This window comes from Enterococcus sp. XAF26B05_ASV22, assembly GCF_056727285.1.
Genome location: NZ_CM161538.1, coordinates 1 through 20,618, shown reverse-complemented (window position 1 = coordinate 20,618; position 20,618 = coordinate 1). Strand labels below are relative to the sequence as shown.

Here is a 20,618-nt window from a genome sequence, read left to right as displayed (position 1 = left end):
TCTTCACCCTTTTATCTTATGGAAATTTAGGGAATTGGTCGAAATCAGGATCACGTTTTTCTTTAAACGAATCGCGTCCTTCTTTGGCTTCATCCATTGTGTAATAAAGCAAGGTTGCATCTCCTGCTAATTGCTGAATTCCAGCCAATCCGTCTGTATCAGCATTTAAAGATGCTTTGATCATACGTAAAGCAAGCGGGCTTTTCTTCAACATTTCTTCTGCCCACTCCATTGTAACTTCTTCAACATTTGCTAAAGGTACAACGGTATTGATCCAGCCCATATCCAACGCTTCTTCTGCTGAATACTGTTTGCATAGGAACCACACTTCTTTAGCTTTTTTATGACCAACCACACGAGCTAAATAGCCAGAACCATAGCCGCCATCGAAACTTCCTACGTTCGGTCCAGTTTGACCGAATTTTGCATTATCTGCTGCAATCGTTAAATCACAAACAAGCTGAAGAACATTTCCGCCACCAATCGAATAGCCTTTGACCATCGCAATAACAGGTTTTGGAATCACACGAATCAGGCGTTGTAAATCTAATACATTTAAACGTGGAACACTATCTTCGCCCACATAGCCACCATGTCCGCGGACTTTTTGATCCCCACCAGAACAAAAGGCTTTATCGCCTGCACCGGTTAAAATAATCACACCGACATCTTGCTTATCACGGCTAATGTTAAATGCATCGATCAATTCCATAACGGTTTTCGGTGTAAAGGCATTGTGTACTTGAGGGCGATTAATCGTAATTTTCGCCACTTTTCCTTCTTGTTCAAATAAAATTTCATCGTATTCTTTGATTGTTGTCCAGTTTCTCATGAGGAAACCTCCTTATAATTTTAAAGCGGAACAAATCGATTAATCCTGTAGAAAATTAGGAAGTTGGCATTGAAACTTTCTTTGTTTCACTGACAATTTATCTATTTTCCTAAGGATTGATTTGTGCAGCTAGATAGTTTTAAAAGCGTAGTGGGCTCGTCCAGCCTCGACTGGAAAATAGGAAATTATGACTGAGGTGCTTTTTGCCTCATTCATAATTTGTCTTTTTCCCGAGAGGCTAGCCTGCGTAGCTAGATAACATAAAAGCGGAACAAGCCGCTTCGCTCTGACAGAAAGATAAGAAACTATGACTGCGGTGTTCTTTTCCTCATTCATCATTTATCTTTTTACCGAGAGATTAGTCTTACAATAATATAATTGTTTTCAATGTTTCTATTATACACAATTATGTAGTTTTTAGAATGATAGAGGGTTTAGAGAGCGGTGAAAAATCATATGTAGCGAAATCAGAAGAATTTAAAAAATTAATTATTTATAGTATTTTATTATATTGCCTTTTCTTACAGTTTTGCGACTGAAAGGCAGTGTTTTAATGATCGATACGTTATTTTCACCATAATCCAACCTCCTACATAATTGAATACATTAATAGTATCTAATGAAGTGGCAATGAAAAAGAATAAAATTACTATATTAATTTCAATAATTTTAGTAATAAGGGGCTCTTTATGGCGAAAAATAAAGATATCTATCTACAAAAAAAGAATCGAAGATTATATACCGTATAATTACAACGACATTCACAGATTCAAAAAAGTACCCATCTGATAGTACGTGTATTCATGATTATATAAATGAAAAAAGAGTTTAAGTTTCTCTGCTTGACTTACGCCAAATACTTTTGAAGAAGAATTTACTAATAACCCAGAATAGAAAAATATTTGTTTTATAATTACAAAGATGTAACCAGTGTAAATTAAAAAATATTAGAAAAAACGCCTATGGGAACACCTACAAGTAAAGGATACGTCAGTAATGACAAAAACATGCGCTTTTCTGCTTATATACATAACTGGCACTTTAACAATGATCTCGATTTTGAAAATAGAAAACCCGAGTATTTATTAAAAAATGAAATAACAAAATCTGTTGAAGAAATTGAGAAAGAAAAACAAGGAGAACTAAATAGCACAGCGCTATCCTCCACATAAATTTTACTCATATTAATGCTACCCACTAAACTAAACATAACCCCATCAAAAATCTTAACTTACCGATTTTTGATGAGGTCAAATTTAACTATTTACATGCTTGTCAATGTGCTAACATCTCTTGTGCAATCTCAAATCCAGTCATACCTACAGGATAATAAGTCGGCCAATTATCCATTTCGTCCAATAATTTTTGTTGACTTTCATTACCAAAATAGATATGGAAATGTGCTGCTTTGGAAGGCGCGATGCCATGATCTGAAAATTGAACATACTTATATGGCGTATCCTCCGTTGCTTCAAACAAAAAGCGAACCCCACGATTTCCAGCTTTGTACGTTAAGATTTCTTTTCCTGCGTATTTATATTTCGATGTGTATTTTTTATCCCCTACTATAAATGTCATGGCGTCCTTACTGATATCAATACGATCAACGTCCGTTTGATACCCTTTTTGATAGTAATCTTTGTATTCTGCGGCCGTCATTTTTTTCGTTAATTTTTCTTTATAATCAAATACTTGGTCAAACGTGCCATCTTCTAAATAAGGAAATACCGATTGCCACTCACCTGCATAATCAGAAAGGGTGCGATCTTTAACATCTTTGTCGTCAAAATACCCATTTGAAACAGTCTTGTTTACTTCTGGTTCGGCGACATCTTTTTTAGGTGTCACTTCTGTTGATTTTATCAGTGCTTCTAAATTCTCCTTCATCACACTGATATACGTTTTACCGGCCTTCATGTCATCGTTGGTAAGTCCCTCTAACGGATTTAATACAAGTAATTCAACACCAGCTTCATTCGCTAACGTTTTTGCTACTCGGTCATTTGCATTTTCTTCAAAATAAATATAGTTGATTCCTGTTTCTTCAACTAGCTCTTTTAATTCCGCAATCCGTGAAGGCTTTGGTTCTTGATCAGGAGAAATCCCTGCGATCGGTACTTGTTTTAGGTTGTAGTCTAAGGCTAAATAAGAAAAAGCTGTATGTTGCGTAATAAAATTCTTTTGTTTGGCATTCACCAACTTTGCTTCATACAACTTATTAAGCTCTGTCAACACTTCAATGTAATCAGCTGCATTTTTTGTAAATGTCGTTTTTTGCTCCGGAAATTGGTCGATCAACCCATCTCTGATTGTTTCCACTTCTTTAATTGCACGAAAAGGACTCAACCACAAATGCGGATCATAGTCATGAGAATGACCGTCATGATTCTCCTCAGCTGAATGATCGTGGTCTTCACTTCCAGGTAAAAGAACCATACCTTCACTTGCTTTGATGCTCGTCACGTTCTTCAATGATTTCTCCATCTTAGGAACCCAAGTTTCCATATATTCACTATTGTAAACAAAAGCATCCGCGTCTTGTAAGTTAGCGATTTCTTTTGCAGAAGGTTCATAATCATGTGCTTCAGTTCCTGCTGGCACCATCAATGTAACCTCGCCAGCATCACCGACAATATTTCTTGTAAATTCATACATTGGATAAAAAGAAGTGACGATTGTCAGCTGTTCTTTCTCTTTATTCTTTGTTTCAGATTTTGGTTTAGTGCAAGCAGTTAAAATAACCGTTAGTAAAAATAAACCTGTAATAATAAGTGTTAACTTCTTTTTCATCCCTAATCTCCTCAATCGTTTTATTTATAATATGCTGCATCTTAAGATAATTGCTCGTGCGAAAAAAGCATTATTATATAAGGTCTAGTTGTTCATTCGATCACCCCTTTCCGATTCGCGCTAATTAAAACGTAACGATTACGTTTTAACCACATGAGAATATAACAATTTTTTTTATCATTGTCAAGAGACGAAGAAAGACCAAGAAAAAACGGACATGTTTTTTCTTGGTCTTTCTATTTTTTTGCTTTTTTACTATTATTCCATATAAACACTATTTGTCGGAACTACCTGTGCACCGAATGGCATCAGCGCTAACTTCGCTAGTTTAAATGATTGCATTCCAAATGGAATTCCAATAATCGTCACACACAAAATGATTCCACTGATACAATGGCCTAGTGCTAGCCAAAATCCACTGATAACCAACCAGAGAATATTTACTAAAAACGAACTTGTACTTGTACTATATACAACCTTTTTACCGAACGGCCAAAAACTCAATCCTGCAAGCTTGAAACACTGCAGACCAATCGGAATCCCAACAATCGTAATGCACCAAAGTACACCTGCTAAAAGCCAAGCCAAACCACCAGCGAAACCACCAAAAATAAACCAAATAATATTTCCAAGACATCCCATAAAGCAAACCTCTACTTTCTACTTAAACTTACAAAAATAAATTATACTACAAAATCAAAAAACAAAACCTTATTCAAAACATAAATTTACTAAATTATATGAATTTCCTTGTGAACATTTACTAACTTGGTTACTATTGGTTAATAAGTTATTCATCACAAAGGAGAGTTGTTTATGAGCACAGCAGTCGTAGTGTATCAAAGTACACCAATGATCGGAAAAAGCAAATTCCCAAGCGGTAATATTCTAGGAATGTTTAAACAAAAAAAACTAGTATCACAACTAAATCAAGCACTTGAAAAAAAAGGGAGTAACTGGCTAGCTGTCTTGGACGACTCTATAGCAGATATTGATCTTATTGCTCAAAGAGCAGATGCAATAATTTGTGTACCTGGATTACAAAAACAATTTGATTTCAAAGATTACCCAAAAGAAAAAGTTTTTTATTTTGATTCTTTAAGTTACCATGAACTGGTACTAGATAACGTAATTGATTTTCTTGAATTAATTAAAAAAAGAAAGGGTTGATTTTTATGCATTTATTAGACTATTTAAACATTGAAACAACTGAACTATCTAAAGAAAAAGTTGTTTTAACAATGAAGATAGCCGATTTCCATCAACAGCCTTATGGCATTTTACATGGTGGAATGAATGGTATTTTGATTGAAACAGCCTGTAGTTTAGGCGCTAATGAACAGTTGGATAAGACCTCTTATGCAGTCGGTATCGATCTTCAAGTCAACCACTTAAAAGAAGTGTCTAGTGGTGTTCTAACAACAATTGCCACACCCAATCGCATCGGAAAGTCCGTTCAAGTTTGGGAAGGAAAAATTTTTAATGCATCTGGTGAAATGACTGCAGTTGGTCGTTGTACGTTGATAGGCCGAAAAATAGAGAAGTAAAAATCAGCGCACGGACAGAAATCTGGCCGTGCGTCTTTAACGTTTAAAAAATGTTATTCGCTAAGCTGACTAACATGCCCATCACAGGTACTAAAACCCAAACCCACGAAGTCAAATGACTTTTATTATCCTCTTTTATCGTAGCTAAGCGTAATCTCAAGTTTTCATTTTCTAATTTTAATGCTTCGATTTTTTCATTTTGATTTGTCATACTTATTCGCTCCTAATTAATTGATAAGCTTATTATGACGGATTCAGAAATAAACAAACAGACGTTTTTGTCAGAGATCGACATGACAAAAGTCATATTCTTTCACTATGAAATTTGTCCCTTTACTAAATGATTTCTCCTGTGATCACCTTTAAATTCATTAAGAGCGAAGTCATGACGTCCAATTCTCTTTGATTTACTTCCGCATATTTTTGATTCATGATCTTTTCTCTTTCCTTTTTGACAAGCTTGTACATTAAGTTTAATTCTTCTGAAGTTAAATTTGATAAGTAAACATGGTTCGGTTCTGCATATGCAAAAGCTTCGATTTCAAAGGTGTCGGGATTTCTTTTTAAGCTCGTTCTAATCTGAAAACCATTTGAAAAAGTAATCATTTCTACATAAAGATACTCTGAAAAAGTAATCGGTCTTCGTTCATAAACAGTTGTCTTTTCCCCGAATATTTCTAGTATATTTTCAATAAAGTTAGATAACGCTGTTCCAATATTTAATTGCTTTGAAAAAGTTTTAGATAATAATAATTTCTCTTGTGTCATAATTTTACCTCTCACTTCTTATTACTCTTTATTATAATCATACTTTTTTCCAAAACAAAGCAAAATGATATTCTATTTTTTTAAAATTTTAAAAAAAGAACATTTCAGCATTTTTCTGAAATGTTCTTCTTTTAATTTATTCTTCAGTTGTTGGATCTGTTTCTGGTGTTTCACTTTCAACTACTGTTGTTTCAACACCTTCAATTTCTTCAACGATTTCATCTGGTTCTGGCTCAACAACAGCCATCGTTACAACTTTTGCATCTTCTTCCATTCTCATTAGACGAACACCTAATGTAGCACGTCCTGTTTGAAAAACTGAATCCACGTTGAAACTTTTGTATCCAATAACAAAAAAAAGAAACTAAAAGTATTGTAATCATTACTATAAGATGATAATATTATGTATAATCTGAATATTCAATAAAAGGTGGGGTGGTTATGTGGGCTTTGATTCTTTTAAATTTTTAAACAGTCTCTAAAGATACATATTAATCATTAAAAGGAGTGATTACTAGCATGATTATCGACTTAGGACAAACGATAGATTTTATCAGAAAAGGCAAAAATATATCTATAAAAATTTTGACAACTGGCGTTATTTCAAGATCCCAATATCATAGAATTATCAATAATCAATCTGAGATATCGGCTGTAACGTTTTTTAAACTATTAGAACAACTCAATGTTTCTATAGAAGAATTTATGTATATTGGTAATTCTTTTAAAGAAGATGAGTTTAAACGACTATTTAAAAATGTTAAAAGAGCTTTTCTTGAAAAAAATATTGAGAAACTAGAAGAATTAAAATTGTATTCACTAAATCTACATAAAAAATCTTTGATAGAAAAATATAAACATATTTACTTAGTAATAGATTTGTTGATCAACAGATTAAACTTAAATAATGACTATAGCAAACAAAATGAGATTCAATATTATTTATTGAATCTCAACTTTTTTACTCATTATGATTTAGTTTTGTATATAAATACTTATTTTTCATTTTCTAGAGAAACAAATGAATTAATGATTACTAACATCTTCAACAGTGCCAACAAATATAAAAATTTAAAACAGTACGAATCAGAGTTAGTAAAAATACTTATTAATATGATCATTATCGAAATCGAAGAAAAAGATATTTTAAAAGTCCACAAATATACACAAATACTTGTTAACTTGAATATCTCGGATGAATTATTGTTAGAACAAGTTTTACAAAATTTTTTCATTGGACTTTCATTAATAATAACTGAAGACTGCCCTAATGGAATTTTAATTACTAAAAGAAACATTGATTTTTTAAAACAACTAAATAATTCTTATTGGAGAGTTTTAGAAAATATCTATGCAGTTACAATAACTGTCATAAACAAAAAATAAGGAGAAACATATTTTGAGGTATTTAAAATATAAATCAATTAAACAAAACGATATGAAAGATTGTGGAGCGGCATGTATTGCAACAATTTTACGTCAATATAAATCAAATATACCAATCTCTAAAATTAGAGAGCTGTCTGGAACAAATGAACTTGGAACGAATGTTTTTGGAATCGTTCAGTGCCTAAACACTTTTGATTTTGAGAGTAAAGCTATAAAAGCGGATATGTCTATTTTTGATGATTCAACTCTCCCATACCCCGCAATAGCTCACATAATAAAGGATGAAATGCTCTTGCACTTTGTGGTTATACATAAAGTAGAAAAAAACCATCTGCTAATTTCAGATCCCGCTGAAGGCTTAGTAAAAATTTCAAAACAACAATTTGAAGAAATGTGGACTAATGCAATTATTTTTACTTTACCCAAAGAGAATTATATTTCTCTTTCAGAAAATAACAATTCCTTACTCGATATTATGAAAATCCTTTTATTAGATAAAAAATTAATATTTCATATTGTAGTGGCCGCCTTTACAGTAACCCTACTAGGAATTATTGCTTCTTTCTATTTTCAAACACTAATTGATTCTATTATACCGGAAGGCGCACTTACAACTTTAAATGTGATTTCATTAGGCATCATTTTTCTTTATATTTTCCAATCAGCATTTGAAAGTATAAAAGCATATTTATTAGCAGTTTTAGGAAATAGAATGAGTATTCGACTAATGCTTGGCTATTACAATCATGTATTACTCTTATCAATGAATTTTTTTGCCACAAGAAAAACTGGAGAGGTGATTTCACGTTTTACTGATGCAAGCAAAGTTGTAAATGCTCTCGCAAGCTCTGTATTGACAATCATATTAGATGTTACTATGTTATTGCTTATCAGCTTAATAATGTTCTTCCAAAATGCTAAATTATTTGCTTTAACGCTCATTGTTATTCCCTTTTATTGTGTCATTATACTTGTATTTGTAAAAAAATATGACGAATTAAATCATAAAGAAATGGAAGATAACTCTTTACTCAACTCTTTTATTATTGAGTCTGTGAATGGGATAGAAACAATTAAAGCAATTCAAGCTGAAAGTGAAGCTTCAAAAAAAGTTGATAAATTATTTATTAACTATATTCATTCTATGTTTAAAACTTTCAAATTAGATAACATCCAAACTGCTTTAAAACAGATACTACAATTAGCAGTAAATACACTAATTTTGTGGTCTGGTGCAAAATTAGTTATTGAAGGTACTTTAAGTGTTGGACAATTAATGACATTTAACATGATGGTTTCTTATTTCTCAACTCCCTTACAAAATATCATTAATTTACAACCACAGTTACAAACAGCAAAAGTAGCTGCAGATCGATTAGGAGAAATTTTTACCATAAAATCTGAATTAGACGAAAATGATAGTGAAAAAATCATTCATGAAGATATCTTCAAAGGAGTTATTGAACTAAAAAATGTATCCTTTAATTATCCTATGCAAAGAGAGTGCTTGAGTGAAATAAATATGAAAATAAACTTTGGAGAAAAAGTAGCTATCGTTGGAAAAAGTGGTTCTGGTAAGTCAACATTAGCAAAATTACTCGTCTCGCACTATGAATGTATAGAAGGAAAAATAAAATATAACGATTACAATATTAAGGATATTTCAAAAAAAAATCTACGTAAAAATGTCACTTTGATTCCTCAAACTACTTTTTTCTTTAGTGGTAGTATTTATGAGAATTTAGTGTTTGGCTTAGATAGAGAAGTCACCTTAGAAGAAGTCATTCACTTTTGTAAAATCGTATGTATCCATGAACATATCGAATCTTTACCTTTAGGATATAGCAGTTTTATAGAAGAAAATGCAGCGAACTTCTCTGGAGGACAAAGACAGCGTTTAGCATTAGCACGATCGTTATTACGAAAATCTCCTATAATTATTATGGATGAAGCAACTAGCAGTATTGATAGCTATACAGAAAAAAAGATAATTGATAATTTAATGATTATTCCTTCATTAACGGTCATAATAATAGCTCATAGATTGTCCATTTTAAAAGAATGTTCACATATCTATGTAATGGAGCAAAAAAAGATTGTTGAACAAGGAACTCATCTTCATTTACTGCAAAACCAAGGTACCTATTATAATTTATTAGGTTATTCTGAATAAACTATCTAGATTATTAAAGGAGTGCGCTATGAATGAACTTTTAAACATAAAAATAGGAAAAGACTTATTAGATACCAATTATAGTAAAACTGGATTATATGTACTTTATCCGTTTATTTTACTGTTAATTTTTAGCACTATTTTTCTAACTTTCGGAACAATGGAACTATCTATAAAATCCACTGGTGCAATTTTGTCCAAAGATCTTGGTATTACAATTTCTAGTCCAGTTAATACAAAAATATCTGAAATTCTAGTATCAAATAACGATAGAGTAAAAAAAGGAAAAAATTTAATTATATTTGATTCTAGCCAGATACAACAAGAAATAGACAAAACTACCGAGTCAATTAAAGAAAAAACGGATCAACAGAAATACTTGTCATTGTTTAAAGACAGTGTTAATGAAGAAAACAATAAATTAGAAAATGATTTATTCGGATACAAAAGCCAAGTAGAAAATTATCTCACAACTTTGAAAAAAAATAATGTTGATGACAGCCAAATAAAAAAATCATCTCTCAGTGAGCAACAAAATCTTTTAACCACTCAATTATTGTCAATTGAAACAAAATTAACAGATTACGCTACATTCAAAGAATATGTCAACACCGACTCCTCTCATTCCTTTTCTACTGATGTCGTTCATATTGAGGTATTAAGCTATGATGAAAAGAGAAAAAGTTTGTTAGATAGTAACGAATTGGCCACTTTTAAAATTGAAATCTTAACTTCTATTGAAAAAAATATTCAAATGCTTCTTCAAGAAAAAATAACCTTAAATGAGAAACAATTACTTCTAAAAGAGAGTATTGACACTACTGATATAAACAAACAACAGCAGTTACTAAGCTCTGAAGAAACAAAGACACAATTACTAAGTACTATTGAAGCAACCGATGCAGAGACTAAAAACAGTAAACAAGAATTAACCCGACAGTTAGAGTCTCGCCAAAAAGAACTAAATAAGTATAGTTTAACAGCTGAAGCTGATGGAACAATCGAATTTTCTGAGGCTGTTTCAAAAGGGCAAATTATTCCAGAGGGAACTGAGGTAGGAAAAATTGTTAGCCATAAACAAGAAAAGTATATCGAAGTGTATCTCCCAAGTAATCAAATCCTAGGAGTTAAAAAAGACCAAAAAATAAAGTTTACAGTAAATAATTTAGAAAACAATAAAAATAAAGTAATCGTTGGAACAATAAAAAAAGTTCAAACGGAGCCTAAACAAACAGAACAGGGAAGCTATTATACTCTTTTTTGCGAACCCACAGATGCTTTAAACTATCCACACGGAACAACTGGAAACATTAATATATTAACAGGTAAAACAACTTATTTATCTTTCTTATGGAAAAAAATTTTTAAGTAATCAACTTATGTTGTCCGATATATGGAACGTTCTCACAAATACTACCCAATCATATATATACTTAACTTATAGAAATTTCTATAACAAACTTTGAAAGGAGGAAATAGTATGAATAACGGTTTTGCAGCTTTAGAATCAACGTATAGTGGACTTGAGTTAGAAGAAATGTATGACATTAACGGAGGAGCTTTATTTACTATCGTTATAGCTGGTGTAACTTATGCTGTATCTGCTAAAGCTTTTGCAGCAATTGTTGCTGGAGCTTATGGTATCGGATATGCTATCGGTAAAGGTTGGGCTTACGTGAAATAATAATGGAAGGAGCTTTTATTATGAATTCGTCAATAATTGATTTATCTCCTAAGATATTGAAACTTGTGACTTTTTTATTTATTTTCTTAATTATAGGAAATATTTTGATGGATTTGATTTATAAAAAAGATATTGATACTGGGAATATCTTCTGGATGATTATTTTACTATTTTTCATTAATTAACAAGAAATACAAACTAAAATATTTTAGATAATGGAGGAAAATTTTATGGAAAAATTGAATTCTTTAAACACAATTGAAGCGAAGTATAATTTGCTTGATTCAGATGAGATGTATGATACAAATGGTGGTTTAACTATTGTAATTGCTGGTATTGCCTTTGTTGGTTGGAAAGCGGCTGCCTTAATTGCTGCCGGTGTTACTACTTTAGCTGGTGCTGCTGCTTTAGGATTTTGGAATGGATACCATGATACTAAAAAATAAGTATACCGTGAGTGATTAATGTCTCTTTTAATTATCTTAACAAAGAAAGAATTACAATATATTCATAGAAATTAGAACATTTAACCTTTACTACACAAAGTTAAATGTTCTAATTTTTACTTACTAAAAAACCTCGCTCCAGTCGACGTTAGACTGAAGCGAGGTTTTATTTTTATCCTTCAGTCGTTGGATCTGTTTCTGGTGTTTCACTTTCAACTACTATTGTTTCCACACCTTCAACTTCTTCAACAATTTCATCTGGTTCTGGCTCAACAACCGCCATCGTCACAACTTTTGCGTCATCTTCCATTCTCATCAAACGAACCCCTAATGTAGCACGCCCTGTTTGAGAAACTGAATCGACATTGAAACGAATAATGACACCTTTATTGGTGATCACTAGAATATCTTCATCACCACGAACGGTAGTAAGTCCTGCTAGTGGTCCATTTTTCGCTGTAATGTTGGCTGTCTTGATTCCTTTACCACCACGGCCCTTCACGGGGTACTCAGAGGCTTTTGTACGCTTACCGTAACCATTTTCCGTCAACACTAGAACTTCCGTGTCAGCGTCCAATAGAGAGGCTCCTACGACGTAATCATCTTCTCTTAGACGAATACCACGCACACCTGATGCTGTACGGCCCATATCACGGACTGCAGTTTCAGCAAAGGTCACAGAATAACCATTATGTGTTCCGATGATCATGTTTTGTTCACCATTCGTTAAGACAACATTGACTAACTCATCCTCTTCTTTCAGGCCGATTGCGATCAAACCATTGCTTCTAATATTAGAGAATGCTTTGACTGCTGTACGTTTAACAGTACCTTTACGAGTCGTGAAGAATAGATAATGTCCTTCTTCGGCTTGTCCTTCAACAGCGATGATTGCTTGGATCTTCTCACTAGAGTCGATACCTAGCATGTTGATCACAGGGATTCCTTTAGCTGTTCTGCCGTATTCAGGAATTTCATAGCCTTTGGCACGATAGACTTTACCGTTATTTGTAAAGAATAATAATGTATCATGTGTTGAACAAGAGACAAGGTTTTTCACGAAATCATCATCATGAACACCCATTCCTTGAACACCACGACCACCACGGCGTTGTGCTCTAAATTCACTATTAGCCATTCGTTTGATGTAGCCATTGTTCGTCAAAGTAATCACGACTTCAGCTTCTTCGATCAAGTCTTCGTCTTCTAAGCTTAGGACTTCACCGACTAATAGTTCTGTGCGACGTGCATCGCCGTATTTATCATGAATCTCACCTAACTCTGTTTTGATGATTTGCACTACACGTTCTGGTCGAGCTAAAATATCATTCAAATCAGCAATGAATTTCAATAATTCTTGGTATTCATTTTCGATCTTATCACGTTCTAAACCTGTTAAACGGCGTAAACGCATATCTAAAATCGCTTGTGCTTGACGATCTGAAAATTCAAAACGCTCAATCAAAGAAGCTTTTGCTTCATCATCTGCTTTAGAGTTTCGAATAATTGCGATGATCTCATCAATGTGATCTAACGCAATTCGTAAACCTTCTAAGATATGAGCACGCGCTTCAGCTTTTTTCTTATCAAATTCTGTACGACGTGTAATAACTTCTTTTTGATGCTCTATATAATTTTCAAGAATTTCTTTCAAGCTCAAAATCTTAGGAATCCCTTTTTCGATTGCCAACATATTAAAACCAAAAGAGGTTTGCAATGCCGTCATTTTATAAAGGTTATTCAAGATAACAGAAGCACTGACATCACGACGAACATCAATGACGATCCGCATACCCTCACGAGAAGATTCATCACGTAAATCAGTGATTCCTTCGATTCTTTTTTCACGATGCAATTCTGAAATTCGTTCAATTAAGCGTGCTTTGTTGACCATATATGGCAACTCAGAAACTAAGATACGTTCTTTACCGTTTGGCATATCAACGATCTCAACTTTGGCACGAATCGTGATTGATCCTCGACCTGTTTCATAAGCACGACGAATACCTGATTTGCCCATAACTAAACCGCCTGTAGGGAAATCTGGTCCAGGTAATACTTCCATCAATTCATTCGTTGTTGCATCGGGATTTTCCATCAATAAACTTGCGGCTTCGATTACTTCCGCTAAATTATGTGGTGGAATGTTTGTTGCCATCCCTACAGCAATCCCTGTTGTTCCATTCACTAACAGGTTAGGAAAACGTGCGGGCAATACATCAGGCTCTTGTTCTGAGTCATCGTAGTTTCCATGAAAATCTACGGTATTTTTATTGATATCACGTAGCATTTCCAATGCGATCTTGCTCATTCTAGCTTCGGTATAACGCATCGCAGCAGCACCGTCGCCATCGACAGAACCGAAGTTTCCATGTCCATCAACTAGCATACTGCGATAACTAAATGGCTGAGCCATTCGTACCATTGCTTCATAAATGGATGAATCTCCATGTGGATGGTACTTACCCATAACGTCCCCAACGATACGAGCTGATTTTTTATGTGGTTTGTCTGGTGTTACACCTAACTCATTCATCCCATATAAAATACGGCGATGAACTGGTTTTAACCCATCACGAACATCCGGCAACGCACGCGCTACAATAACGCTCATTGCATAATCAATGAAGGATTCTTTCATTTCACTGGTCAGATTGACGTCTTGAATGTTCTCTTTGATTTCTTCACTCATGAATTTATCTCCTTCTTCATTAAATATCTAGATTTTTCACGTAATGGGCATTTTCTTCAATAAATGCTCGGCGTGGTTCAACACGGTCCCCCATCAACATTTCAAAAATTTGATCGGCTTCGATCGCATCATCAACACTGACACGTGACATCAAACGTTTTTCAGGATCCATTGTTGTTTCCCATAATTGATGATCATCCATCTCTCCAAGACCTTTATAACGTTGAACGCTCGGTTTTGGACTAGCTGGTAGGCTCTCTAAAACTTTAGCTAGTTCTTCCTCAGCATTTTTTCCTGGTTGAACGTAGGTGATATTTTTCCCTTGTTTGACCCCATATAACGGTGGTTGAGCGATATATACATATCCCGCTTCAACAACCGGACGCATGAAACGATAGAACAGTGTCAATAACAGTGTACGGATATGTGCACCATCGACATCGGCATCGGTCATGATTACTAATTTGTGATAACGTGCTTTAGATACATCAAAATCAGCACCAAACCCTGTCCCCATCGCTGTAAATAATGAGCGAATTTCTTCATTGGCTAAAATTTTATCCATGCTGGCTTTTTCAACATTCAAAATTTTCCCACGAATCGGTAAAATCGCTTGGAATTCACGACTACGTCCTTGTTTTGCTGATCCGCCGGCAGAATCTCCTTCGACGATGAAGATTTCACATTTTTCAGGATCTTTACTTGAACAATCGGCTAATTTACCAGGTAAATTACTGATTTCAAGAGCGCCTTTACGACGAGTCACTTCACGGGCTCTTTTAGCAGCCATACGAGCTTTTGAAGCCAGTAGACCTTTTTCTACGATTTGTTTCCCAACAGTTGGGTTTTCCATCAAGAATTTATTGAAATACTCAGAGAATAAACGGTCAGTAACCGTACGAACTTCTGAGTTTCCTAATTTTGTTTTGGTTTGTCCTTCAAATTGAGGTTCTGGATGTTTGATCGAAATAACAGCTGTTAATCCTTCACGAACATCTTCTCCTGTTAGGTTTTCGTCATTTTCTTTCATGATTTTTTGTTTACGAGCGTAATCATTGATGACACGCGTTAATGACGTTTTAAAACCTGATTCATGCGTTCCACCTTCATAGGTATGAATGTTGTTGGCGAAACTTAGTAAGTTAGTATGGTAGCCATCTGTGTATTGCATAGAGACTTCCACGATGATATCTTGCTGCTCTCCTTCAATGAAAACAGGTTCTGGGAATAATACATCTTTGTTCGCATTCAAGTGTTCTACGTAACTCTTGATTCCGCCTTCGTAGTGGTATTCTTTCAAGACAGGTTTTTCTTCACGTTTATCTTCAATAGAGATTTTTAGGCCTTTATTTAAGAAGGCCAATTCTCTAACTCGTGTTGCTAATTTATCAAAGTTAAAAATCGTTGTTTCTGTAAAAATTTCTGGATCTGGAACAAAATGGACAGTCGTCCCATGACGGTCAGTATCGCCGATGACTTTCAAATCATCTTTGACAGCACCTTGGTGAAACTCTTGGAAATAAATTTTACCTTCTTTGTAGACTTTTACGTCTAAAGTTGTGGATAGCGCGTTAACAACAGAGGAACCTACCCCGTGAAGTCCACCGGAAACTTTATATCCGCCACCGCCAAATTTTCCTCCAGCATGGAGAACGGTAAAGACTGTTTCTACCGCTGGACGACCAGTTTTTGCTTGAATACCAACTGGGATTCCCCGACCATCATCGACAACTGTAATACTATTGTCTTCTTCGATGACTACTTGGATACTTGATGCAAAGCCTGCTAACGCTTCATCGATCGAATTATCAACGATCTCCCAAACTAAATGATGTAACCCTTCTGAACTCGTAGATCCTATGTACATACCAGGACGTTTACGAACCGCTTCAAGACCTTCTAATACCTGAATCTGACTGGCATCATATTCTTGGGCACGTTCTTTCATGTTTTTTTCTTCTTCTGTCATATAGATGCTTCCCTCTCTATCTCTCCCTGATGAACATAAAATATATCTGGTTCAACAGTTAATTTATTGCTTAAATGATCCAAACTGGTCGTAGTTAAAAACGTTTGGACCTTTCCTTCAATCGTTTCTAGCAGGTGCAATTGTCTTTCATTATCTAATTCACTCATGACATCATCCAATAACAACACAGGATATTCCCCTGTTTCTGAATACATTAAATCAATTTCCGCAAGCTTTACGCTAAGAGCCGTGGTTCGTTGTTGCCCTTGTGAACCATATGTTTGGACATTTTGTCCGTTTACATTAAAAATCAAGTCATCTCGATGAGGGCCTAAAAAGGTATTCGCTTTGAACAATTCTCTTTTCCGGTTATCAAGAAGGCTCTGCAGTAGTTGCTTTTGGATCTCTTCTAGTGAAAAATTTTCTTTGTCTAATGGAATGCTTGAAAAATACTCGATTGCTAGTTCTTCTTTTTCGTGGCTAATTTTCTTATGAAGTAAATTGGCCCAATGCTCTAATTTTTTGATAAATTCTAAACGAGCAAACAGGACTTTACCACCAAATTCAGCTAATTGTTCAGTCAAAATATCTAGATAGACATGATCTGACTGTTTTTTTTCAGCCAACTGCTTTAAATATTGATTACGTTGTTTTAAGACAGTCTGGTATTGAACCAAATCATATAAATAGATCGGATTAACTTGACCTAATTCCATGTCGATAAATTTACGACGTAATTGTGGCGAGCCCTTCACTAAAGATAAATCTTCCGGCGCAAATAAAATAACGTTTAGTTGCCCGATATATGAACTCAAACGCTTTTGTTCAATATGATTGACCTTTGTTTTACGGCCTTTGTTGGAAATAATGATTTCTAGCGGTACCGTTCCGGTCTTTTTTTCAACAACGCCACTGATTCTTGCTGAATCGGAATCCCAATGGATCAATTCTTTTTCGTTACTGGTTCGGTGACTGCGGGTCATCGCTAAAACATAAATACTTTCTAAGAGATTTGTCTTACCTTGTGCATTTTCTCCTAGAAATATATTCAGTGTTTTAGGAAAATCTAAGGTCAGCCCATCATAATTACGATAATGCTGTACCTCGATTTCATTCAGTCTCATCGACTACCTCGCCTTTTTTGACCATAAAAAAAGTACCTTCTTCAGGTATCTCGAGCATCATACCGGCGTATAATTTTCTGCCGCGGCGATTCTCTAATTCCCCATCTACGAAAACACTATTTTCAGCTAAGTACCATTTGGCAGCGCCACCACTGCTGATAACGTCGACTTCTTTTAAGACTTGACCTAGTGTCATGTAATCAGTTTCTAAAACAATCGTCTTTTTCAAAATGCATCCCTCTTTTTTGTTTTCACTTTTACTCTTATATTATACTCTTTTTTACGTCAAAAAACAAATTTATCCGTCTAATTTTCTTTCTAAGCAATTTTGAATACAATCGACAAAAAATATTCTAACGATTAAAAAAGGCTTAAAATGCATTTTAAGGAGAAATTTGTAAGTTTTACTTCTTGAAAATTATTTCAGTAGTTTTCATTTTATTTAGAATGATGAATGAAAGATAAATGATCTATTTTAAGGAAATAAAAAAGCACCTGCCTCAAAAACAAGACAAGTACTGTTTTTTATTTTTAGTTTGTACGAACTGGCGTAATCAATTGAATAAAGTCCAAATCAGTTTCAGTCGGTTCTAAGGTAAATGGACGAATTGCTGAAATGAATTTAACTGTAATGCTCATATCGCCGAATGCACGTAAGGCATCTTTCATATAATCTGGATTGAAAGAAATTTCCAATGGGTCACCCGTTACTTTTTCATAATTTAATGGCTCTTCCACTTTTCCTATTTCTGGAGAGTTTCCGTAAAGAACAACAGAATCAGACGCAATGGCTAAACGAACAATATTATTACGGCCTTCATGTGACAATAATGAAGCGCGATCAATGGCAGACAATAAATCTGGAACATAAAAATCGATTTCCGTATTAAAACTTGTTGGGATCAAACGATTGGTATCAGGATAATTTCCTTCTAACAAACGAGAATAAAAATACATGTTTTGTGTTTTAAACAATACTTGGTTTTCCATGATGCTGATCTCAACCATCTCTTCTTCATTTGTAAACGAACGAGAAAGTTCAGTCAAACTTTTCCCAGGGATTACGATATTGAAATTTTCAGCTGCTTGTTCGATAGGAATAATTCGTTGGCTCAAACGATGTGAATCTGTCGCAACAGCCAATAATTTTTGGTTTTCCAAAATAAAATGAACTCCGGTTAAAATGGGACGACTCTCATGAAGGGAAACGGCAAATCCCGTTTCATTGATAATTTTTGTCAAAAGATGAACTGGTAATTGAATTTGATTTTTAGCATCGATAACTGGAAGGTGTGGATAATTGTCTGCGTCCAATCCGTTCACGGTAAAGTCGGCTTTTCCTGAAGTAATTGCAACTTGATTATTTTCTAATACTTCTAGAGTGAACATATCTTCAGGTAATTTACGAATGATTTCACCAAAGAAACGAGCTTGTAAAACGATGCTTCCAGTTGATTCGATCGTCATTTGAGCTTTTTCATCTTCTTTACTTAAAAAACTTTCAATAGAAATATCTGCATTACTACCCGTTAAGGATAATCCTTCATCTGTTAAAACGATTTTTACACCGGTTAAAATAGGGATAGTTGTTTTAGAAGAAATAGCTCGTTGAACAGTTTGTAATTCTTGTAAAAATATATTTCTTTTTACGGTTAGTTTCATAATAAATGAACTCCTTTTTAATTGATTTTAAATGCACAAATTTTGTTAGGACTGTTTGTATTTATATATAAATAAATAATAAAAGTAGTAGGTCCTGTTAATTCTGTGGAAAAGTGTAGAAATGAAATGAAGTAGGAGTTTTCCACTTGTGTATAACTTGTGGAAAACTTTTTACTATTTCTCTTTTTTATCCACAGGCTACGAATTGAGCAAGTTTTTGATTTCCCCAACTTCTTTTTGGATTGTTGGATCTTTTTCCATTAATTGTTGGATTTTTTCATGAGCATGGATGACCGTAGTATGATCTTTACCGCCGAATTCTGCACCGATTTTAGGCAGAGAATTTTCGGTCATCTCTCTAGATAGATACATTGAGATTTGTCTAGGAACAACGATGGACTTCACACGTTTTTTGCCTTTTAAATCTTTTAATTGGATATGGTAATACTTTGCCACTTCTTCTTGGATTTGTAAAATCGATAAATGAGTTTGACTGCCAACAGATTTCAACGATTTTAAGGCATCGGCTCCTAAACTAGTGGTAATATCCTCACCATTGATTGTAGCAAATGCTTGAACTCGGACTAATGCACCTTCTAATTCACGAATATTAGAATCAATTTGACCAGCGATGTAACTAAGTGTATCGTCAGGGATCTCTAGGCGTTCTGCGTCGGCTTTTTTCCGCAAGATCGCAATTCGTGTCTCTAAATCTGGTGGCGTAATATCAACAGAGAGACCCCAAGCAAAACGAGAAACCAATCGCTCAGGTAGTTTTGGAATATCATTAGGTGGTCGATCACTTGTCAGTACGATTTGTTTGTTTTCATTGTATAAATCATTGAAGGTATGGAAAAATTCTTCTAATGTTGCTTCCTTCTCAGCCAAGAACTGAATATCATCCACTAATAGTAAATCGACATTTCGATACTCTTTTCGAAACTGTTCTGAATTTTTTGTTTGAATCGAGTTGATAAATTCATTTGTAAATGTTTCGCTGCTGACGTATTTTACTTTCGCATCTGGTCTATTTTGTAACATTTGATGACCGATTGCATGCATCAAATGGGTTTTCCCTAAACCTACTCCACCATAAAAGAATAATGGATTGTAAATAGAACCAGGATCTTCTGCAACAACTAAAGCTGCTGCGTGCGCCATTTGGTTTCCTTTTCCGATCACGAATGTGTCAAAAGAATACTTTGGGTTCAATAAAGCTTTTTTCCCATGTTCAGCAATTTTTTCTGGTGTTACAGGAGCTTTCTTTTCTTCTTGAACAGGCACGAGCTCTTTTTCACCAGTAATAACAAAATGAGGCATTACTTCAGCACCAGTCAATTTAAAGCCGGTTTCGACGATTTTTGCGGCTAAATTCTTTTCCCAATAGTCTTTATGAACAGCAGAAGGAACTTCTAACCATAATTGGTTATTCTCCAACTTTAGCGGTTGTGTTGTTTTTATCCAAGCATCAAAACTTGGTGCAGACAAAACAGATTGGTAAGTATCTTCTAAATCTTTCCAGAAACTTTCCATATCGGGCAT

Annotated in this window: 20 protein-coding genes and 1 pseudogene; 9 read left to right on the top strand and 12 right to left on the bottom strand. The window is 34.3% G+C overall.

Annotated elements, in window-relative coordinates; genetic code table 11:
* Positions 1 to 16: 16 nt before the first annotated feature.
* The gene (gene menB / locus AC1PU0_RS00105) at positions 17 to 832 is read right to left on the bottom strand and encodes a 1,4-dihydroxy-2-naphthoyl-CoA synthase (protein WP_206849740.1); all 816 of its coding nucleotides are present in this window, start codon (positions 830 to 832) and stop codon (positions 17 to 19) included.
* A gap of 962 nt (positions 833 to 1,794) precedes the next feature.
* Here menB and AC1PU0_RS00100 point away from each other — a divergent pair.
* Positions 1,795 to 2,004 carry a DUF1433 domain-containing protein gene (locus AC1PU0_RS00100; RefSeq protein WP_069653508.1) on the top strand — a complete coding sequence of 70 codons (210 nt, stop codon included), beginning with the start codon at positions 1,795 to 1,797 and terminating at the stop codon, positions 2,002 to 2,004.
* A 103-nt stretch (positions 2,005 to 2,107) separates the two neighbouring features.
* Here AC1PU0_RS00100 and AC1PU0_RS00095 read toward each other — a convergent pair whose 3' ends face one another.
* Both AC1PU0_RS00095 and AC1PU0_RS00090 read right to left on the bottom strand, forming a co-directional pair.
* On the bottom strand, positions 2,108 to 3,622 hold the full coding sequence (locus AC1PU0_RS00095; protein ID WP_206849739.1) for a zinc ABC transporter substrate-binding protein AdcA: 1,515 nt from the start codon (positions 3,620 to 3,622) through the stop codon (positions 2,108 to 2,110).
* A gap of 258 nt (positions 3,623 to 3,880) precedes the next feature.
* Entirely contained in the window at positions 3,881 to 4,264 is a 384-nt protein-coding gene (locus AC1PU0_RS00090) for a YccF domain-containing protein (RefSeq protein ID WP_069653510.1), read from the bottom strand.
* 174 nt (positions 4,265 to 4,438) lie between these two features.
* Here AC1PU0_RS00090 and AC1PU0_RS00085 point away from each other — a divergent pair, with 174 nt between their 5' ends.
* Positions 4,439 to 4,792: a hypothetical protein gene (locus AC1PU0_RS00085; RefSeq protein ID WP_206849737.1), complete on the top strand. Its 354-nt coding sequence runs from the start codon at positions 4,439 to 4,441 to the stop codon at positions 4,790 to 4,792.
* A 5-nt stretch (positions 4,793 to 4,797) separates the two neighbouring features.
* Positions 4,798 to 5,169: a PaaI family thioesterase gene (locus AC1PU0_RS00080; RefSeq protein WP_206849735.1), complete on the top strand. Its 372-nt coding sequence runs from the start codon at positions 4,798 to 4,800 to the stop codon at positions 5,167 to 5,169.
* Positions 5,170 to 5,212: 43 nt separating this feature from the next.
* Here AC1PU0_RS00080 and AC1PU0_RS00075 read toward each other — a convergent pair whose 3' ends face one another.
* From AC1PU0_RS00075 to AC1PU0_RS00065, 3 genes and pseudogenes are all read right to left on the bottom strand, one after another.
* Positions 5,213 to 5,380: a hypothetical protein gene (locus AC1PU0_RS00075; RefSeq protein ID WP_181429507.1), complete on the bottom strand. Its 168-nt coding sequence runs from the start codon at positions 5,378 to 5,380 to the stop codon at positions 5,213 to 5,215.
* Between the two features lie 125 nt (positions 5,381 to 5,505).
* On the bottom strand, positions 5,506 to 5,937 hold the full coding sequence (locus tag AC1PU0_RS00070) for a hypothetical protein (RefSeq protein ID WP_010766624.1): 432 nt from the start codon (positions 5,935 to 5,937) through the stop codon (positions 5,506 to 5,508).
* Positions 5,938 to 6,073: 136 nt separating this feature from the next.
* Positions 6,074 to 6,271 (bottom strand): annotated as a pseudogene (locus AC1PU0_RS00065) (DNA gyrase C-terminal beta-propeller domain-containing protein); the annotation flags it as partial.
* 185 nt (positions 6,272 to 6,456) lie between these two features.
* Between AC1PU0_RS00065 and AC1PU0_RS00060 the strand changes: the two are divergent.
* From AC1PU0_RS00060 to AC1PU0_RS00035, 6 genes are all read left to right on the top strand, one after another.
* Positions 6,457 to 7,323: a helix-turn-helix domain-containing protein gene (locus AC1PU0_RS00060; RefSeq protein ID WP_111248215.1), complete on the top strand. Its 867-nt coding sequence runs from the start codon at positions 6,457 to 6,459 to the stop codon at positions 7,321 to 7,323.
* A 13-nt stretch (positions 7,324 to 7,336) separates the two neighbouring features.
* Complete coding sequence (locus AC1PU0_RS00055; protein ID WP_111248216.1) at positions 7,337 to 9,499, top strand: peptidase domain-containing ABC transporter; 2,163 nt, start codon at positions 7,337 to 7,339, stop codon at positions 9,497 to 9,499.
* 28 nt (positions 9,500 to 9,527) lie between these two features.
* Positions 9,528 to 10,871 carry an HlyD family secretion protein gene (locus AC1PU0_RS00050; protein WP_206849733.1) on the top strand — a complete coding sequence of 448 codons (1,344 nt, stop codon included), beginning with the start codon at positions 9,528 to 9,530 and terminating at the stop codon, positions 10,869 to 10,871.
* A 108-nt stretch (positions 10,872 to 10,979) separates the two neighbouring features.
* Entirely contained in the window at positions 10,980 to 11,183 is a 204-nt protein-coding gene (locus tag AC1PU0_RS00045; protein WP_111248218.1) for a hypothetical protein, read from the top strand.
* 20 nt (positions 11,184 to 11,203) lie between these two features.
* On the top strand, positions 11,204 to 11,368 hold the full coding sequence (locus tag AC1PU0_RS00040) for a hypothetical protein (protein ID WP_181429508.1): 165 nt from the start codon (positions 11,204 to 11,206) through the stop codon (positions 11,366 to 11,368).
* Between the two features lie 45 nt (positions 11,369 to 11,413).
* Positions 11,414 to 11,629, top strand: coding sequence for a hypothetical protein (locus tag AC1PU0_RS00035; protein WP_111248219.1), 216 nt, complete (start codon positions 11,414 to 11,416; stop codon positions 11,627 to 11,629).
* A gap of 172 nt (positions 11,630 to 11,801) precedes the next feature.
* On the opposite strand, the gene gyrA is transcribed toward AC1PU0_RS00035, so the two are convergent.
* From gyrA to dnaA, 6 genes are all read right to left on the bottom strand, one after another.
* Positions 11,802 to 14,321: a DNA gyrase subunit A gene (gene gyrA / locus AC1PU0_RS00030; protein WP_479998601.1), complete on the bottom strand. Its 2,520-nt coding sequence runs from the start codon at positions 14,319 to 14,321 to the stop codon at positions 11,802 to 11,804.
* A gap of 19 nt (positions 14,322 to 14,340) precedes the next feature.
* Complete coding sequence (gyrB, locus tag AC1PU0_RS00025) at positions 14,341 to 16,290, bottom strand: DNA topoisomerase (ATP-hydrolyzing) subunit B (protein WP_069653515.1); 1,950 nt, start codon at positions 16,288 to 16,290, stop codon at positions 14,341 to 14,343.
* Positions 16,287 to 17,414, bottom strand: coding sequence for a DNA replication/repair protein RecF (gene recF, locus AC1PU0_RS00020; protein WP_479998600.1), 1,128 nt, complete (start codon positions 17,412 to 17,414; stop codon positions 16,287 to 16,289). The genes gyrB and recF overlap by 4 nt, the downstream gene beginning before the upstream one ends.
* Complete coding sequence (gene yaaA / locus AC1PU0_RS00015) at positions 17,401 to 17,643, bottom strand: S4 domain-containing protein YaaA (protein WP_010766628.1); 243 nt, start codon at positions 17,641 to 17,643, stop codon at positions 17,401 to 17,403. The genes recF and yaaA overlap by 14 nt, the downstream gene beginning before the upstream one ends.
* A gap of 302 nt (positions 17,644 to 17,945) precedes the next feature.
* On the bottom strand, positions 17,946 to 19,076 hold the full coding sequence (dnaN, locus tag AC1PU0_RS00010; protein WP_479998599.1) for a DNA polymerase III subunit beta: 1,131 nt from the start codon (positions 19,074 to 19,076) through the stop codon (positions 17,946 to 17,948).
* 198 nt (positions 19,077 to 19,274) lie between these two features.
* Complete coding sequence (gene dnaA / locus AC1PU0_RS00005) at positions 19,275 to 20,618, bottom strand: chromosomal replication initiator protein DnaA (RefSeq protein WP_479998598.1); 1,344 nt, start codon at positions 20,616 to 20,618, stop codon at positions 19,275 to 19,277.

Bases quoted from the DNA above. Each gene is read 5' to 3' on its own strand.
- AC1PU0_RS00070 (WP_010766624.1), bottom strand. From the start codon at position 5,937: ATGACACAAGAGAAATTATTATTATCTAAAACTTTTTCAAAGCAATTA.
- AC1PU0_RS00100 (WP_069653508.1), top strand. From the start codon at position 1,795: ATGGGAACACCTACAAGTAAAGGATACGTCAGTAATGACAAAAACATG.
- AC1PU0_RS00035 (WP_111248219.1), top strand. From the start codon at position 11,414: ATGGAAAAATTGAATTCTTTAAACACAATTGAAGCGAAGTATAATTTG.
- AC1PU0_RS00080 (WP_206849735.1), top strand. From the start codon at position 4,798: ATGCATTTATTAGACTATTTAAACATTGAAACAACTGAACTATCTAAA.
- menB (WP_206849740.1), bottom strand. From the start codon at position 832: ATGAGAAACTGGACAACAATCAAAGAATACGATGAAATTTTATTTGAA.
- AC1PU0_RS00050 (WP_206849733.1), top strand. From the start codon at position 9,528: ATGAATGAACTTTTAAACATAAAAATAGGAAAAGACTTATTAGATACC.
- gyrA (WP_479998601.1), bottom strand. From the start codon at position 14,321: ATGAGTGAAGAAATCAAAGAGAACATTCAAGACGTCAATCTGACCAGT.
- gyrB (WP_069653515.1), bottom strand. From the start codon at position 16,290: ATGACAGAAGAAGAAAAAAACATGAAAGAACGTGCCCAAGAATATGAT.
- AC1PU0_RS00075 (WP_181429507.1), bottom strand. From the start codon at position 5,380: ATGACAAATCAAAATGAAAAAATCGAAGCATTAAAATTAGAAAATGAA.
- AC1PU0_RS00045 (WP_111248218.1), top strand. From the start codon at position 10,980: ATGAATAACGGTTTTGCAGCTTTAGAATCAACGTATAGTGGACTTGAG.
- AC1PU0_RS00040 (WP_181429508.1), top strand. From the start codon at position 11,204: ATGAATTCGTCAATAATTGATTTATCTCCTAAGATATTGAAACTTGTG.
- dnaN (WP_479998599.1), bottom strand. From the start codon at position 19,076: ATGAAACTAACCGTAAAAAGAAATATATTTTTACAAGAATTACAAACT.
- dnaA (WP_479998598.1), bottom strand. From the start codon at position 20,618: ATGCCCGATATGGAAAGTTTCTGGAAAGATTTAGAAGATACTTACCAA.
- AC1PU0_RS00060 (WP_111248215.1), top strand. From the start codon at position 6,457: ATGATTATCGACTTAGGACAAACGATAGATTTTATCAGAAAAGGCAAA.
- AC1PU0_RS00095 (WP_206849739.1), bottom strand. From the start codon at position 3,622: ATGAAAAAGAAGTTAACACTTATTATTACAGGTTTATTTTTACTAACG.
- AC1PU0_RS00085 (WP_206849737.1), top strand. From the start codon at position 4,439: ATGAGCACAGCAGTCGTAGTGTATCAAAGTACACCAATGATCGGAAAA.
- recF (WP_479998600.1), bottom strand. From the start codon at position 17,414: ATGAGACTGAATGAAATCGAGGTACAGCATTATCGTAATTATGATGGG.
- AC1PU0_RS00090 (WP_069653510.1), bottom strand. From the start codon at position 4,264: ATGGGATGTCTTGGAAATATTATTTGGTTTATTTTTGGTGGTTTCGCT.